Here is a 16769-nt window from a genome sequence, read left to right on the forward strand (position 1 = left end):
CTGAATCGCCGTATCTATAAAACCCACGCAATTACGAAGAACACTTTGTCAGGTTCCCTTCAAGTCGGGTATAATTAGACGGTACGCCATGATGAATGGAACAGATTGGACAAGATTATATATTGATTACATTTATAGAAAGGACGATGGTATGGTCCGCTTTGGTATTATTGGTACTAACTTTATTACAGAACGATTTATTGAAGCCGCTAAACGCAATGACGATTTTGAACTGACTGCACTGTATTCGCGCACACCGGAACGCGCTCAGCAGTTCGGTCGCAAACATGCAATCCATCATCTGTTCACGGATCTGGAGGAGATGCTTGGCAGTGGGCAGGTCGATGCCGTCTATATCGCCAGTCCCAACTCTTTGCACGCAGAGCAGGCTGTACTCTGTATGGATCATGGCAAGCATGTGCTCTGCGAGAAACCGCTGGCTTCCAATGTTGCAGAGACACAGGCGATTATTGATGCAGCACGACGGAACAAGGTAGTCCTGATGGAAGCGATGAAGTCGACGATGATGCCGAACTTTACCGCACTGCGTAACAGTCTGCCCAAACTGGGACAGGTTCGTCGCTATTTCTCCAACTATTGTCAGTATTCTTCCCGTTATGATGCCTATAAGGAAGGCAATATCCAGAATGCCTTCAAACCTGAATTCTCCAACGGTGCATTGATGGATCTTGGCGTCTATTGTATCTATCCACTGGTCGCCTTATTCGGCCGTCCCAACACGGTCAAAGCAACCGGCGTTATGCTGGAATCAGGCGTCGATGGTGAAGGCAGTATTGTCGTCTCTTATGATGATATGGACGCAGTAGTGATGTATTCCAAAATCACCGATTCTTCCCTTCCATCCGAGATTCAGGGCGAGTTGGGCAGTATCCGGATCGACAAGATCAGCGAACCCAACCAGATCGTAATGACATATCGCGGCGGTTATACAGAAGAGCTGCATGTGACCCAGTACGAACCACCAATGTATTACGAGATTCGTGAATTCCTTGATCTTATCGCTGAAGGTCGGCAGGAATCCAGTATCAATTCATGGGAACATTCCCTGATTACAGCCGAGATTATGGAAGAAGCCCGTAAGCAGTTGGGACTTGTCTATCCGGCTGACCGCAAATGAATAACCAATCAGCGTCCATTATTCTTTTTACAGAATGCAAAAGGAAGACTACACCTCAGCGGGTAGCCTTCCTTTTTTAATTGCATTTATGATTTATGAATAGTAATTACTTTTCTTTTTGCACAGTGGACAGCGCCAGCATAACTGCATTCGTTGTTCCTCCGCCCACATTTTCAAATGAATAGGTAGTAACCGGTACGCCTCTGACCGTAACATCGTCACCATCCAGCAAATCTCCTGTAGAGCCCAGGTATACTCCAGTTACAGAGTTATCGTATTCATCCGTAAGATGAACAAACGCGACTGTTCCCATTTCTGTTTCTTCTTCGGATACTTCCACTACATTACCGCTGACGGTAACCATCTTATCCAGATAAGGAGCTACATTTTTGAACATATGACGCGAAGTGACCGAGGAGTCTACGGCATTTTTGACTTCCTGTTTATCTGCAGTTGTTGTAGCAGGGAACTGATTAGGATGTGCAGTAATATAATCGTACGTCTGCTGAGACATCTCTCCCTGATTCTCTGTCATATAAGGAACGAGATTTACCATCGCATCAGCAAACGTATTTTGCTCAGGTGCTGTTACTGGTGCTGTTTCTGCAGCTTGCTCTACTGCTGGCTGTTCTTCTGCTTCCGTAGTTGTCGTTGTACTTTCTGTTGTCGTTGCTGCTGTCTCCGTACTGGCTGCAGGCTGCGTTGTTGCTGCTTGCTTTTCTTGTCCACAAGCAGTTAACATCACTACTGTAAATAATGCAATCATACTAATCTTCAATTTCATTTCTCATATCCCCTTTTGATATGTAGTTAATAAGCCACCTTATTAATATCGGATATAAAGTATATTAATGAATAGTATTCCAATACATATTGGGATTTTTTTGAAAATAAAAAAGAGAATTGCTTTTATTCAAGCAATTCTCTTTCCTTTAACGTGCGCTTTCTGTCTCGGTCATCAGCTCATCTAGTGCTTTACCGTATTTACTAAGGCGTTCCATATCCTTTTCGGAAGGCTCTACATTGCGTGAAGGATCCATATTGTCTTCGATATCCGCCATTTTCACGGTACGGGCCAAGGAATTCTGCTTGGCACGGAGAACAAAGTCTTCATAGGATTCATCTTCATGACGGCTCATCGCCTGAACAGCTTCTACGATTTCTTCGGAGAATCCTTCGGCCGCCAGATCATGAGCAGTAACATCTGTGTCCTCCAGTACATCATGCAGTACAGCAACGATACGTGCTTCTTCGGAACTCACTTTGAGCATCACACGCAGCGGATGCAGAATATACGGTTGACCCGAACGGTCGACCTGTCCGGAATGCGCACGGGTGGCCAGAATAATAGCTCTTTCCAGATTACTCATCAGTACTCACATCCTTTACATTTAAATAGTCGAAAAACTCTGCCTGTTTAGTTATTACACAGCTTTAGCCGGATGAATCAGCTCATCCGGCTAAAAACAGTCTATATGATTGGTCTCTTCTTAGTAAACAGCGCTCGGACAGACCGGCAACCAGTACCGATCCTCATAAACGATCAATCCGGATATACGTTAAAGTCGGTGACCAGCTGTACCGGACTTCCATCCTCAGCGTATCCGATATAACTGTGGTATACGCCATTGCCAAATCCGCTGGAGAACAAAGCAATGTTATCTCCAGTCTCAAGCTCCGTGACCAGCCAGCTGCGTGAAGGACGGAATGATTCGATCGCTGCCGATTCCCACGCATCCATCAGCTCCTGAGCGACTTCGGGGTTGTCCATTTCCTGTTGTTCGGATAGCCATTGATAAGCTTGTGCATCCAGCAGACTGCCGGTTCCGGAATCAACGGCATAGCCCCAGCGTGCTTGTTCATACAGATTATTCGGATCTGCTTCCGGGCTGAATTCGCGCTCTGCTCCTGCCCAGCGAGCTACGGGAGCATCGCTGAACCTTACACGTACGAAGGCAATACGCTCATCCACCATATCTTCCCGGCCTTCCTTGTATACAGCCGGATCGGTAATGCGGGCAATTGACAACTCGACAGGGAAAGATCCTTTGGGGAACACTTGCACAAATGGGGTAGATTCAATCAGGCTGTATGGATCATCGGCCACAATTTTGCCTGTGGTCACGCGCAGCTCCCCGATAGACTTGGTATAAAAAGCAAGATTACGTCTCTGGCCTCTCCAGAATTTGACCTGTTCCAGGTGAACACCTTCCCCGAACACTTCCTCCAGTACCTTACTCTCATGCATAACCTTGTCCATCTTTCTTTCCTCCCTCAGCAGTATGATAGTATGCCACGCCAACATGTCATGTAACCAAGGCAGATAACAGCAATTCATCGACTGTAAATCATTGTTCACAGTCTCCGTGCTACCACATTAGGCAGTATGCCGCTCCAACTATCGCGTATAATAACGTCGGATATTTACGTATGATTTGAGATGACGCCACTCGCTTTATAGTAGATTAAGTATCATTATACCCTTCTACAACGCAGAAGGAACATTTTTTTATGACATATTCGTAAAAATATATTGTTCATTTTTGGAAATCGACAACAGGCTATCTATTATGTTTATTTCGTGCGCTAAATCTCCTTTTTCCGACAAAAGAAGAAAGAAAGAATATTTTGCATGATGTGGGTATAACAGTTATTGAATGATTTTCCGGTATCGCGCATAATGTGATAGATGAGTCATCAAGAGAGAGGATGGAGAACGAGTTTGGAAGAACCGACAACCCTCAGCAGGGCGATCAATGAAATTATGGATACCTGTATGCTGGCCGGTCAGATTATGCTGCAAAGCGGCGCGGAAACCTACCGCGTGGAAGATACAATGACCCGTATAGCCACTTCCTACGGGCTGCCGGGTGCGCACAGCTATGTGACGCCTACTGCTATTATGTTCTCGATCACCGGCGCCGAGAGCGCGCGGCTCGCACGGATCGCCGAACGCACAACCGATCTGCACAAGATCGCCCAGGTAAACGCTATTTCACGGCAAATCAGCAGCGGACAGCTGACACCTGCAGAAGCCTATCCACTGCTCAAGGTGATTGAAGCCGGTCCTGCAGAATATTCATCCTGGATGAAAATGATGGCTGCAGCGATTTCCAGTGGTTGTTTTACTATTATGTTTCAGGGCAGCTGGGGAGATTTTATCCCTTCTCTCGTTGCAGGCCTGGCAGGATATACCACCATGCTTTATTTGCACAAATGGGTGCAGGTGAAGTTTTTTGCGGAGCTGTGTGCCGCCTTTATTATCGGGCTGCTGGCTTCCCTGTTTATTGGCTATGGCTGGGGAAATGAACTGGATAAAATTATTATCGGATCTGTTATGCCGCTCGTTCCAGGGCTGCTGATTACCAATGCGATACGTGATCTGATGGCAGGCCATCTCGTTTCGGGCATCTCCAAAGGTGCCGATGCACTGCTTACGGCTTTTGCGATCGGAGCAGGAGTCGCCATTATTTTGACATTCGTCTGATCGGGATAAATCGATAGATTCAGGAAAGGAAGTTATGCCTACTATGCTGGCTCAGTTAATTACCAGCTTTATCGCCACCGCCGGTTTTGGCATTATATTCAATGCGCCAAGGCGTTCGCTGCTACAGTGCGGTGTAGCCGGCATGCTTGGCTGGATCGTCTATGTCATGCTGCACAAGCATATTGATCCGGTAGGAGCTACCCTCATGGCTACTTTTATTGTAGGCGGAATCAGCCAGGTATTTGCGCGTATTTACAAGACACCGGTCATTATTTTTAGTGTAGCAGGAGTCATTCCGCTGGTTCCCGGTGGACTGGCTTATAATGCAATGCGATCCTTTGTGGAAAATCATTACACGGCTGCAACCGAGCTCGCTGCCCAGGCATCGATGATCTCCGGTTCGATCGCGTTGGGACTTGTACTATCCGAAGTGTTCAATCAAATGATACGCCGTGCCGCCCGTTAAGGGGCTGCACGGCGTATTTGGTCTGAGACGTAATATATCATTGGATATGGCCCCATATACAAGTACTTGCATCCTGATAATTAGACCGGAAGTTCACCCTGTTCATAGTGGCCTGCCAGCTCCCGGATAAATTCGTGATCCAGTCCAAGCAGATAAGCGCAGAAGACCATATCCATATCATCACTGACATAAGTAGCCAGCTCACTACTGCCGGATGCCCGAATAACCTGATCAAAAGCCTGACGGCTCCACTCCCGTACCCGCTCTTCTTCTGCTGGCTTCAGCCCTTCACGACGCAGCTGCTGATAAGCCTGAATCCATGCGGTATCAAAATCTGCACTGTCCCGATATTCCAGATACCGCTCAATATCAAGCTGCTCCCACATATCCGGAGACAGCAGCGAACCGTTTTGCAGTACGGTCTGCAAATGATGAATCGTTGTTTCTTGCATATACATCCCCCTTTTGAACTCAGTCTGGACGACAGGACAGCTCCACCCAACCGTTAACTTCATCAAAGCCGATCACCACAGTCTTGAGCATATGTCCGGGATAGCGATGCTCTACCGGAACAAACTGGGCACATTCATCATCGGCTACAATGCCAAAAGCATCATTGGGTAGACTCAGAATAATTCCCTGTGGATAGCTTACCTCTACCACTCCGGTTACTTTGTCACCCGGCTTATAATGGGCTTTGATGCTGTTCCAGTCTTTGCGATAAGGCTTCATAGCCTGCGTCCATACCTGTTCAAATTCTTCCTGTGAAATATCTTCACCATCCGCCCCGTCCATGCTCTGGTCAAAGTCCTGATCATACAGGCAAAAATGAAGTTCCTCATCCGGACGGCTGGAAACGACCCAGCGCTCCTCATCCTCGATTACCTGACGCAATACGGTACGGTCGTCGTCAATTTCAAAGTAATAATTCTCATCACTTTCCTCAAAACGCAATCTATAGTATTCCATGATACTGCCTATCCCTGACTGCGGGACGATCGATTGGATTCGTGCATTCCTGCATAATAGGCTTCGCCTGGATCAACGTCCAGTACTACCCGGCGCGGTCCGACCAGGGAATACTGATGTTCTACTTTCCAGCGCTGATTCTCATGCATACCGATCGTCTCGCCGTCTGCAATAATGTCGCCCTGATGATAGAGATACTCGGCTGTATTCATCAGGAACTGCGCCACTTCTGCAGGCTCGATATCATAGAAATGACACTGCACATCCGGTACGCCCAATGCAGCCAGTCCGCGGCTGTCCATGACCATTTCCCGGCGTCCATTATCCGATTGGATATTGTACAGACGAATATTCAGCGCACCATACAATTCATGCCCCTGGCTGAATGCCTGAAGCAGTGCCTGCGGATCCACCAGCTTGTCACTTTCGTTGTAATACACCGCGTCACAAGGAACCACTTCCAGAATCGCGCGCAGCACATGATTGAATAGCGGAAGTCTGCGCTGATGCGGCATCCCCCGAGCCATCATATCAGTAAGAATCATCTCGTAAGAACAGCCAGCCAGTGTCTCGGCAACTTCCGGCCAATGCCAGGATTGCTGAAGCGCTGTCTCATATTCTTCGGGATGTACACCATTTACTGAAGGCATCAATACCGTCTGGACAGGCATCGGTCCTTCTTGATATTCAAGCGTATGATTTAGATGAAAGAAGTGATAATGATCTTCCAGCTGCTCCTGTGATTCCCCATTATCATTGACGGATTCTCTGGCTTCCCAGACAGCCAGTGTCTCTTCCTGACCCTCCAGATCTTCGGCTGTATTGAGTGGTCCAGCATATTCCTGTATTTTGGCATAAAGAGCTTCACGGTCAATCACCGGTTTTTGCTTGTATAACAGCTTGGCCGTATAAATGGCTGCATATCCATAATCCTGTTCAAGACGCTGCTGTTCCTCCGGGTCTGGTTGGTTCGAATTAGTTGGTCTCATCCTTTTACCCCTTTCAATCGGTTAATCTGCTTCTCCATTATAGTAGCTAGCCTATTATTACCCGCTTGATAGCTATTCTGAATTATTGTAGCTGATAAATAATGACATGGCGATTTTTATCATTGTATAATGACCATGTTTCAGGCAAAATCAGCTTGTACAAGTATGTAAGATCAGGGACGATTATTATTTGGGCTTCAGCTGCTCCATATCCTGTATACAATACAGGATTTCTCCCTGACGCTGTACCATTTTGAACGATAGGATATATGTACCGCCATCCATACTAACGCGTTTATTTATCAAAGGAGGCTACACTTATGCTGCATCCCAATACAATCAAAGTTCGCGAACAAATATGGAATTTTGCCGGTTCACTGGATGAGCCGATCCTGAATGAACATGCCCGTCCTGACCAATGGACTATCGCCCAGGTTATGGAGCATCTGTACCTAATGGAGACGGCCATTACCGATCGGCTGGCACATACTATTCAGCAAGATGAGCCAACACCGGCTCCGGTCTCCGGTGCGACAGCTACTCCGTCTTTCCATCTGACCCTAGATCGTTCACGTCATATCCCTGCACCACCTGCCATGGTACCGGCAGATAAGCATTTGACACTCACTGAACTTCGCGCCCGCCTGGATCGCTCACGTACTCGTCTGGAAGAGACTATCCAGACTGCGAGCAGTGAAGATCTCCATCATAAAACGATGAACCATCCGGTATTTGGTCCTTTGACTCTTGAAGAATGGAACGAATTTATCGGTCTTCACGAGCAGCGCCATCTGGAACAAATGAAAGAAATCCATGCAGCGCTGACTGCTGCCGATTGATCAACTGTCTTTATTTTCAAATCTGCAAACAGCCCACCTTATATCACAACAGGTAGGCTGTTTGTCGTATATGAACAATCTACTGCTTCGCGAATACATGATATCGGCATTCTGCAATTATCCCAATCGTCTGGCGATAGGGTGATCTTCGTTTAATTGCAGTAAATCCCATAGATTGCCGTAGAGGTCCTCGAAGACGGCAACCATTCCGTAATCTTGCTCTTTGGGTTCTCGCACAAAATGGATCCCTTGGGCTAGCATGGCATGATAATCTCTCCAGAAATCATCTGTATTCAAAAACAGAAACACCCGTCCGCCTGCCTGATTACCAATAAAAGGCTCTTGTTCAGGTTTGGACGCACGCGCCAGCAGGATCGTTGTGCCTGTAGAGCCGGGAGGAGCGACAACCACCCAGCGCTTGTCCTGCTCAGGCTGGTAAATATCTTCGATAAGCGTAAAATTTAATTTTTGTGTATAAAACTCGATAGCTTCATCATAATCGTGAACGACCAGAGCAATATGAACAATAGACTGATTCATGTGTGAAAACCTCCCTATGTTTGGGTATAGCCAGAAGCGATAATTTCTATGTAACTGTCGTAGCCTGCAATTAGATAATGGCGCAGATTCAGTCTGCTGTGAGGGTCGAAAAGCTTTTCCTTTTCCTCCAGAATCGTGGATGGAATGACTTGATACAAGCCTGAATCCAAAGGATAACCATATTGTTGCCAGTAAGTTACCCCTTCTCCCTTCGGCAGCGATATATCAATAGTGCCCGCATACTGTTCAAACAAGTTCAATGTAATACATCTCAGTTCAGCGACTGTGCTGAATTTCAATTGAATTTCGCGATAATGATTATGTATGGTATCATCCAGCGTCTGCACATCCAGACGAATGACCGCACCGCCTGATTCGGTATATATCACTTCAAGATCAGTAGTCGATATGCGGAAAGGGACCTTTTCGGGAATTAGCCGCATCTTTGCTCCTCCTCTTACCTGGCTGTATTGTCTACTTGCGCCGGCTCTATTTCATCCGGGGTTATTATAGCACAATCCTGATTCCATTCTCTGCTCACAGTCAAGCGAATCCGGTCACCTGCTTTTCCTGAGCCGGATTAACCGCTACAATAGAAAGAGTGATAGAACCCGCTGCGGGTAATGATATAACAGGATTCATACTACTTTTACACTATTTCATAATGACGAGGAGCTGCACCTATGGATGACAGAATCGCCACCCTGCGTGGATTAATGAGAGAAGCCGGCGTAGACAGCCTGCTAATTACCGATCCCAAACATGTATACTACCTGACCGGCTTTGCGAGCGATCCACATGAACGTTTTCTGGGATTATTTATTCCCGATGGAGAGGAAGCTTTTATGCTGCTGCCTGCGCTGGACGAAGACAAGGCGCGCAGCGTATCCAGTGTGGAACGCATTGAGACCCATACGGATACGGATAATCCCTATATTCGCCTTAAGCACTGCATCAATGGCAATGTAGGCAATCTTGGTCTGGAAAAGGAACATCTGTCGGTAGCACGGTTCGAACAGCTGTCTGCTGAACTCAATGCTACATCGTACATCGATGTAGGCAATATGCTGAACAGCATGCGTTCACGCAAGTCACCGGAAGAAGTACAGCGGATGAGAGAATCTATTCTGAAGATCGAAGAAGTACTGCGCCGCGGTCTTTCCAGCGTCAAAATCGGCATTACCGAGATTGAATTGGTTGCCGAGCTCGAATACCAGATGAAAAAGCTGGGCGCAGAAAAGCCTGCTTTTGACACGATGGTATTGTCCGGACCGAATACCGCTCTACCGCATGGTGTACCGGGGACACGCAAACTGGCAGCAGGCGAGCTGGTTATGTTTGACCTTGGACTTTTCTATAATGGTTATGCTTCCGATATCACACGTACTTTTGCTATTGGCGAAGTGGATGAGGAAGCCAGACGCATTTACAATACGGTACTGGCGGCGAATGAAGCAGCGATTCGTGCAACACGTCCGGGGGTTACTTTTGCCTCAATCGACAAGGCTGCACGTGATGTGATTACTGAAGCTGGCTACGGCCCACGCTTTATCCATCGTCTTGGACACGGACTTGGTATGGATACCCATGAATACCCTTCGGTTCATGGTGGCAATGAGAATGTGCTGGAAGAAGGCGTACTGTTCACGGTAGAACCGGGTATCTATGTACCGGGACACTGCGGCGTACGGATCGAGGATGATGTAATCGTGACCGCCGACGGTGTCGATGTACTGTCTTCTTTCCCCAAAGAATTAACCGTTATCGGCTAATTGGTGCAGAACGAATACTGGATCATACACTGAATAACCATAGCCAAAAAAGACACATGACTGCATGGATGATATGCAATCATGTGTCTTTTATTTTGAATCTATGGATCAGGAAGTCGATGAGGGTAATTCTTGCTCGGCAGCAGGATGTCCCGGCTGGATCAGCTGCGGAAGATCTTCTTCATGCACCTTGAAACTGCGCGCCAGATAAAGGAAAGGCGTTCCTGCAGCAGTAAGCAGGAATTTGAGTATATAAGTTGTCAGGAAAATCTCGATCCAGACCGACCATTCATACATCCCCAAAAAGGCAATACTGCAAAAGATCAGTGTATCAATAAACGAACTGATCATTGTACTGCCGTTATTGCGAATCCACAGCTGATGCGGAGCCGGGAAACGGCGGCGCAGCCATTTATACAATCGAACATCGAGGAACTGACTGACCAGATAAGCCGTCAGACTGGCAATCAACAGCGTTGACAGAGGACCAAAAATCAATTCCAGCGCTTCCTGGGAGACATCCACTCCCACTGCCGGATCAAAATGAATAGCCATCCGCATAACAATCGTCGTTACAATCAGAGTGAAAAATCCGAACCAGACTGCTTTGCGTGCTACACGTGGTCCAAATCGTTCATTCAGCAGATCGCTTGCCAGATACATACTGACATACATCGTGTTACCCAGTGTAGTAACAATTCCCAGCAGCTCGATCGTTTTGACGACCTGGATATTCGCCAGAATAGCAGCGATTGCTATCCATCCGTATAATCCCTTGATCCCAAACAATCGATAACAGATTGTAAATAACGCATAATTCACAATAACAAACAAAATACCCCACTCTATATTGTTGAGCACTACTCTTTCCCCCTAGTTTTGATAACGCGGGATGGTTACGAACCGCGGAATTTTGTGGAAAACCTGTTCTACTTTATCACAGGAATACGACATTGCCAACATATTATGGAAAACAGTTCCTTTGAACAACATTGTAGATAGCTCGGTTCTGCATTCATTTTCCATAATTCACAACCCTGTATCATGATAAAAAAACAGGCATGCCTGCTGCATCCTCGGATGCGTATGGCATGCCTGTTCGGTTTAGCATTTAGCGCGTACAATGCAGTATTCCACAAAGGAATAATTGACAGGCACATCAGCCTGCCGCTTTGCCTTGTATTCTACCGGATGTTACGCAAGATCAATTCTGCAATCAGGAAGCTTCAGCTGTATCCAGATCGCGATCTTCATGATTGTAGACGTCTTTGTCATGTTCCTTGAGTACCCGGCTGCTCACCAGACCGGCTGTCATCGATCCGCTCACATTCAGAGCAGTACGTCCCATATCGATCAGCGGTTCTACGGAGATCAGCAGACCTGCCAGTGCTACCGGCATATTCATCGTGGACAGAACGATCAGTGCAGCAAACGTAGCTCCACCGCCGACACCTGCAACACCAAGCGAACTGATTGTGACTACTGCGATCAGCGTCAGGATAAACTGCCAATCCAGCGGATTAATGCCCACTGTTGGTGCAATCATAATCGCCAGCATGGATGGATAGATCCCGGCGCAGCCATTTTGTCCAATCGTCGCACCAAAGCTTGCAGATAGATTGGCAATCCCTTCGGACACGCCCAGTTTGCGGGTCTGTGTCTCTACGTTTAATGGAATCGTCGCTGCACTGGAGCGAGAAGTGAATGCAAAAGTCAGCGTAGGAATAATCTTCTTCACATACTGGACCGGATTGAGTCCATTAATAGCCAGAATAATCATATGAATCACGAACATCGCAATCAGCGCTACATAAGAAGCGACTACGAATTTGAACAGATTCAGAATATCATGACCACTTGTCGTTGCAACCATTTTGGTAATAAGTGCCAGGATTCCATAAGGAGTCAGACGCAGAATCAGCGTTACCATGCGCATAACTACACCATAGATGGATTCCATCAAATTACGGAATATTTCACCCTGAGCAGGGTTTTTACGCATAAAGCCAAGAGCCGCTACACCAACAAAAGCCGAGAAAATAACAACAGCCAGTGTGGAGGATTGACGTGCTCCAGTCATATCTTCAAATGGATTCGTCGGGATAAATTCCAGCAGCTGTGCCGGCAATGATTTATCCTGCACTTCACCGAGACGCTCCTGAAGAGCTGCTCCGCGTTCTTGTTCTACCTGACCAATCGGCATACCTTCTGCTGTCAGATGAAAACTGAGTGCAGATGCGATGCCTACTGCGGAAGCAATCGCTGTCGTCAGCAGCAGTACAGCCAGGATAGAGCCGCTGATTTTACCCAGATTCTGACGGCCGCTCAACTTGAGAATAGCCATGATGATCGAGACCATAATCAGTGGAATAACGACCATTTGCAGCAGACCTACATAGCCGTTACCGACCAGGCTAAACCATTCCATCGAATCCGACACCACTTCGGAATCCGGTGTATAGATCAATTGAAGAAAGGCACCGAATACGATACCCAGCAGCAGACCGGTAAATACCCGTTTCGTAAAAGAAATATGTTTCTTCTGCATCCAGATCAGCACGCCGATCAGTACTGCCAGAATGAGTACGTTAAGTATAACTAGAAATACATGCATTATATTCTCCCCTTTATCTGTCTATTTTCGTTTTTATTCTAACATAATCCCGAGTAAACAAGTAGTGTTAATTCTGTGATACCTAATCTTTATTTTTCGCCTTATTTTTGCTTATTTTGATATTTATTTTAGATTTTTGACTATTTATACGCAAAAATACCTATTCAAACAATGGTCAATTGATATAGAATAAGAAATTATTTATGTCTTTTATCATAGTTCAATCTGCTTATAATGTTCATTTTTCATAGTTTTATAGAATATCTTATCGTTATAAGCTCAATATATTGTCGAAAGGAGTCAAATAAAACCAGGACTAGATACTCACACAGCATACATATGAATGGCAGCCTGTCTTTATACTTCTTGGGAGTATGTATCGTAAAAAGTCGCGTTAGTTATTATCACGTCGGGGGATCAATTCAGGGATATTAATTATCCAAAATGAATTTCAGTATCGAATTGCAGACTTGTTAAGTATGGAGAGGGGATTCAGCATGTTTCGAATTAATCAATCGATCAGCCGTAAAATTATGGTGACCTTTGCCCTGCTGATTATTGCAGTGTGTCTGGTTATGAGTATTTTCTTTTATGTTATGACCCGGGGAGTGGTCAATAACAATGTCGTTCCACAATTCCGTCAGGTGCTTAATATTGCGATGGACGGGATTCTAAAGGGACTCGATAATACACAGGTCATGCAGTCTGCCCAGGGCAACAGCGGCGAGACAATGAAGCTGGAGACGTATCTGGATTCCCAGCTCAAAGCTTATGAGCTGGATAATCTGTACGTACTCCGGGTCGACAAAGACAAAGCCGTTGTTACCGCACTGTCCAATGCCTCCAAAAATTTCAAAAAAGAACAGAGCGTAGAATTAAGCGATAATATTCAGCAAGCAATGAAAGACGGCAAACTGTTAACAGATCTGTATACAACCGATGCCGGTTCTCATGTGACTTATTACTATCATATACCGGGCAGTTCGATTCTTGTGGCTGCCAGTATGGATGCAAGCTTCGTTGATAGTATTACCCGTAATCTGGTACTGATGACACTGCTTATGGCAATTGTATCGGTCGCTGTATGTCTATGGATTGCTTATCGCTTCAGCCGTAAAATCACCCTGCCGCTCGCCAGACTCGTTCGTCATACACGGCTCGTAGCCGAAGGTAATCTGCAGCAGGATATCAAAATGACCGGAAGCGACGAGATCGCCCAACTGGCACGCGGCTTCCGACTGATGACCGAGAATCTGCGCGCTATGGTGAATCATGTGCTCGACAGCTCGGAGAAAGTATCCATGGGGACAGAAGCTCTCACATCCCGTATTAACAAAATGCACCGAATGGTCGATAGTTCGGTGGAGTCCATCAGTACTATAGAAGGCGGCAGTACGATGATCGCGACTTCTTCTACCGAAAATGCCCGTGCTATGGAAGAGATAACCAATGGCATCCAGCATATCGCTTCGTCCACTGCTGATATTTCCGACCAGATTGGACAGGCCTCGGACAGTGCAGTTACCGGGAATAATATGGCCCAGAATGCTATCCAGCAGATGAGCTCGGTCGAGCAGGTTGTTACCGATACACGCCAGTCCGTACAGACCCTGATCGACAGCTCCGAAGCGATTAGCCAGATCCTGCTCTCGATCGGCGAGATCACCAAACAGATTCAAATGCTGTCGCTGAACGCTTCGATTGAAGCAGCCCGTGCGGGTGAGCATGGACGCGGATTCGCTGTCGTTGCTGCTGAAGTACGCAATCTGGCGGACCAATCCCGCGGCGCAGCGCAGCAGATCGAATCCGCTCTGCAATCAATTCGTGAAGAATCCCTGAAATCTACCGAATCCATGAACCGGGTCAGCCAGGAAGTACAATCCGGTACACAGCTGGTGCATCAGGCAGGTGAAGCATTCAATCAGCTCGTTGAGCTGATGCAGCAGGTCAACATGACGGTTCAATCGACTTCTGCGGCTACCCAGGAGATGTCTGCAAGTTCTGAACAGGTGAGTGCTTCGGTTGATGAGACTGCCGAGATTACCCAGAAAGCACTCGGTAATATTAAAGGCATTGCCAAAAATACGGAACGCCAGTCTTCGGAGATGTTCGCTTATGCAGCAGTTATGCAGGAGCTAAACGAACAGGCAGTTTCTCTGCAGGAAGCAGTCAGCAAGTTCAAAGTAAGCTAAGGTACCTTTACAGAAATAAATAAGATCGATCATAACGTTATGGATAACTACAATATAAAAAGCAGCCCTTCTCCCAAGGAAGTGGCTGCTTTTTGTATCTATTCTGTGTAATCGTTCATTGCTCTTATTTTGTGGCGTTCTATGTTTTGGCATTCTTTTCACCTAGATGTATAGGCAATTGTTATTGTCCGGATGCAATTTCATAAATGCGCTTCATATCCAGATGTTTGCGCACCGTATCAGCCAAGCGGTCAAAAGCTTCTTCGCGACGAGTCTGACCGTGTATGCTTTGGATCAGCGGCTCCAGTCCTTTACGCTGGCGGAGAAAATTCAGCCAGCTGCGGCGAAGCTGATTATTATCGAATACTCCATGCAGGTAGGTTCCCCAGGCAGAGCCATCGGACAAGATACATCCGTCTTCAATCGTGGCAGGGTTACCTTTTTTGCCGGATAACCGGTGTAGATGGAACAAGGGCTGCACATCGGCTCTGCTCTCTACCGTTGTGGTACCCATGTGAATCTCGTATCCTTTGACAGAAAGGGGTGGTTCCAGCGTCTTCATCTGCTGGAACCATGGAGATTCCGTATTCAGGTGACCTTCTGCCTGTACCGTCGTCTTGGCCGAGGCAAAGACGGTCGAGACCGGAAGCAGACCCAGTCCCTTGGCCATTCGAGGAGATGGTGAATCATGGCCAGCCGGATCATGCAGATGCCTACCGAGCATTTGATAGCCACCACATATGCCGACCAACTGCACGGAGTGCCGGGTATGCTGCTTTTTGATACAACTAGCCAGACCGCGGTTCTGCAGAAATTCCAGATCACCAAGGGTATCCTTGGTTCCAGGCAAAATAATAACATCAGGCGTTCCCAGCTGATCGGGATGATCAACGTAACGTACAGATACATCGGGTTCTGCTTCCAACAGATCAAAATCTGTAAAGTTGGATATTCGCGGGTAATGAATAATGACGATATCGAGTTCACGATCCGGCAGAGGAATACTGGATTTGCGCTGGAGAGCTACGGAATCTTCGGCTTCGAGATGAAGATTCTCTTCGTATGGCAGCACTCCAATCACCGGAATCCCGGTACGCTGCTGAAGCCAATCAAGTCCAGGCTGCAGCAACGCCAGATCACCCCGGAATTTATTGATAATGAATCCTTTGACCCGTTCACGTTCATGGGATTCCAACAGTTCGAGCGTACCGACGATTGCAGCGAATACACCGCCGCGGTCAATATCCGCTACGAGCAGCACCGGAGCATCTGCCCAGCCTGCCAGATTCATATTGACGATATCGCGATCTTTTAGATTAATCTCAGCGGGACTGCCTGCTCCCTCCATCACTACCATATCGTGCTGATCCCGCAGCCGGTTCAGTGCCTCCATTACCAGCGGACGAGCCTGTGGCAAAAAGTCCTGCCGGTAGTCCCACGCACTCATCTGGGCATAAGGCTGTCCATGCACCACAATCTGCGAATGCATATCCCGGACAGGCTTAATCAGAATTGGATTCATATCGGTCGTTGCGCATTTGCCGCAGGCTTCGGCCTGTACGCCCTGGGCGCGCCCAATTTCTCTCCCATCCGGGGTCACATAGGAATTGTTCGCCATGTTCTGCGATTTGAAAGGGGCCGTATTCCAGCCATCCTGTGTAAAGATACGGCAGAGTGCGGTAGTGATTACACTTTTCCCTACATCTGATGCTGTGCCCTGCAGCATAATAATTGACCTTCGCATCCTGCAGCCTCCTTTTGAT

General features: G+C 47.0%; 17 protein-coding genes. 6 read left to right on the forward strand and 11 right to left on the reverse strand.

What is annotated here, in order from left to right; all coding sequences use genetic code 11:
- Window positions 1-151 precede the first annotated feature (151 nt).
- Entirely contained in the window at window positions 152-1138 is a 987-nt protein-coding gene (locus H065_RS0102550; RefSeq protein ID WP_017811442.1) for a Gfo/Idh/MocA family protein, read from the forward strand.
- A gap of 106 nt (window positions 1139-1244) precedes the next feature.
- On the opposite strand, the gene H065_RS0102555 is transcribed toward H065_RS0102550, so the two are convergent.
- The 3 genes from H065_RS0102555 to H065_RS25020 form a co-directional block, all read right to left on the reverse strand.
- The gene (locus H065_RS0102555) at window positions 1245-1922 is read right to left on the reverse strand and encodes a hypothetical protein (protein WP_017811443.1); all 678 of its coding nucleotides are present in this window, start codon (window positions 1920-1922) and stop codon (window positions 1245-1247) included.
- 148 nt (window positions 1923-2070) lie between these two features.
- Window positions 2071-2508 carry an HD domain-containing protein gene (locus H065_RS0102560; protein WP_017811444.1) on the reverse strand — a complete coding sequence of 146 codons (438 nt, stop codon included), beginning with the start codon at window positions 2506-2508 and terminating at the stop codon, window positions 2071-2073.
- 173 nt (window positions 2509-2681) lie between these two features.
- Window positions 2682-3398 (reverse strand): DUF4241 domain-containing protein, encoded by a 717-nt coding sequence (locus H065_RS25020; protein ID WP_017811445.1) that lies wholly within the window; start codon window positions 3396-3398, stop codon window positions 2682-2684.
- Between the two features lie 504 nt (window positions 3399-3902).
- Between H065_RS25020 and H065_RS0102570 the strand changes: the two genes are divergently transcribed.
- Both H065_RS0102570 and H065_RS0102575 read left to right on the forward strand, forming a co-directional pair.
- Complete coding sequence (locus tag H065_RS0102570) at window positions 3903-4625, forward strand: threonine/serine exporter family protein (protein WP_046225729.1); 723 nt, start codon at window positions 3903-3905, stop codon at window positions 4623-4625.
- A gap of 13 nt (window positions 4626-4638) precedes the next feature.
- On the forward strand, window positions 4639-5091 hold the full coding sequence (locus H065_RS0102575) for a threonine/serine exporter family protein (protein ID WP_269430591.1): 453 nt from the start codon (window positions 4639-4641) through the stop codon (window positions 5089-5091).
- 80 nt (window positions 5092-5171) lie between these two features.
- Here the strand turns inward: H065_RS0102575 and H065_RS0102580 are convergent, their stop codons facing one another.
- The 3 genes from H065_RS0102580 to H065_RS0102590 are packed head-to-tail and all read right to left on the reverse strand — an operon-like array spanning window position 5172 to window position 7049.
- Complete coding sequence (locus H065_RS0102580) at window positions 5172-5543, reverse strand: immunity protein PIM1 family protein (RefSeq protein ID WP_017811448.1); 372 nt, start codon at window positions 5541-5543, stop codon at window positions 5172-5174.
- A 19-nt stretch (window positions 5544-5562) separates the two neighbouring features.
- On the reverse strand, window positions 5563-6060 hold the full coding sequence (locus H065_RS0102585; RefSeq protein WP_017811449.1) for a hypothetical protein: 498 nt from the start codon (window positions 6058-6060) through the stop codon (window positions 5563-5565).
- Between the two features lie 8 nt (window positions 6061-6068).
- Window positions 6069-7049 carry a DUF4261 domain-containing protein gene (locus tag H065_RS0102590; RefSeq protein ID WP_017811450.1) on the reverse strand — a complete coding sequence of 327 codons (981 nt, stop codon included), beginning with the start codon at window positions 7047-7049 and terminating at the stop codon, window positions 6069-6071.
- Window positions 7050-7369: 320 nt separating this feature from the next.
- On the opposite strand from H065_RS0102590, the gene H065_RS0102595 reads away from it, so the two are divergent.
- Window positions 7370-7888, forward strand: a complete 519-nt coding sequence (locus tag H065_RS0102595) for a DinB family protein (protein WP_017811451.1) — start codon at window positions 7370-7372, stop codon at window positions 7886-7888.
- Window positions 7889-8005: 117 nt separating this feature from the next.
- On the opposite strand, the gene H065_RS0102600 is transcribed toward H065_RS0102595, so the two are convergent.
- Complete coding sequence (locus tag H065_RS0102600; protein WP_017811452.1) at window positions 8006-8428, reverse strand: VOC family protein; 423 nt, start codon at window positions 8426-8428, stop codon at window positions 8006-8008.
- Between the two features lie 14 nt (window positions 8429-8442).
- On the reverse strand, window positions 8443-8871 hold the full coding sequence (locus H065_RS0102605) for a hypothetical protein (RefSeq protein ID WP_017811453.1): 429 nt from the start codon (window positions 8869-8871) through the stop codon (window positions 8443-8445).
- A gap of 240 nt (window positions 8872-9111) precedes the next feature.
- Here H065_RS0102605 and H065_RS0102610 point away from each other — a divergent pair, with 240 nt between their 5' ends.
- On the forward strand, window positions 9112-10200 hold the full coding sequence (locus H065_RS0102610; RefSeq protein ID WP_017811454.1) for a M24 family metallopeptidase: 1089 nt from the start codon (window positions 9112-9114) through the stop codon (window positions 10198-10200).
- Between the two features lie 108 nt (window positions 10201-10308).
- Here H065_RS0102610 and H065_RS0102615 read toward each other — a convergent pair whose 3' ends face one another.
- Window positions 10309-11061: a queuosine precursor transporter gene (locus tag H065_RS0102615; RefSeq protein WP_017811455.1), complete on the reverse strand. Its 753-nt coding sequence runs from the start codon at window positions 11059-11061 to the stop codon at window positions 10309-10311.
- Window positions 11062-11416: 355 nt separating this feature from the next.
- Complete coding sequence (locus H065_RS0102620; protein WP_017811456.1) at window positions 11417-12814, reverse strand: L-cystine transporter; 1398 nt, start codon at window positions 12812-12814, stop codon at window positions 11417-11419.
- A 497-nt stretch (window positions 12815-13311) separates the two neighbouring features.
- Here H065_RS0102620 and H065_RS0102625 point away from each other — a divergent pair, with 497 nt between their 5' ends.
- Window positions 13312-15006, forward strand: a complete 1695-nt coding sequence (locus H065_RS0102625; RefSeq protein WP_017811457.1) for a methyl-accepting chemotaxis protein — start codon at window positions 13312-13314, stop codon at window positions 15004-15006.
- Window positions 15007-15187: 181 nt separating this feature from the next.
- On the opposite strand, the gene H065_RS0102630 is transcribed toward H065_RS0102625, so the two are convergent.
- On the reverse strand, window positions 15188-16750 hold the full coding sequence (locus H065_RS0102630) for a cobyric acid synthase (protein WP_017811458.1): 1563 nt from the start codon (window positions 16748-16750) through the stop codon (window positions 15188-15190).
- Window positions 16751-16769: the final 19 nt, after the last annotated feature.

The sequence above is a fragment of the Paenibacillus shenyangensis genome, assembly GCF_000346635.1.
In the GTDB taxonomy this organism is placed as follows: domain Bacteria; phylum Bacillota; class Bacilli; order Paenibacillales; family Paenibacillaceae; genus Saccharibacillus; species Saccharibacillus dauci.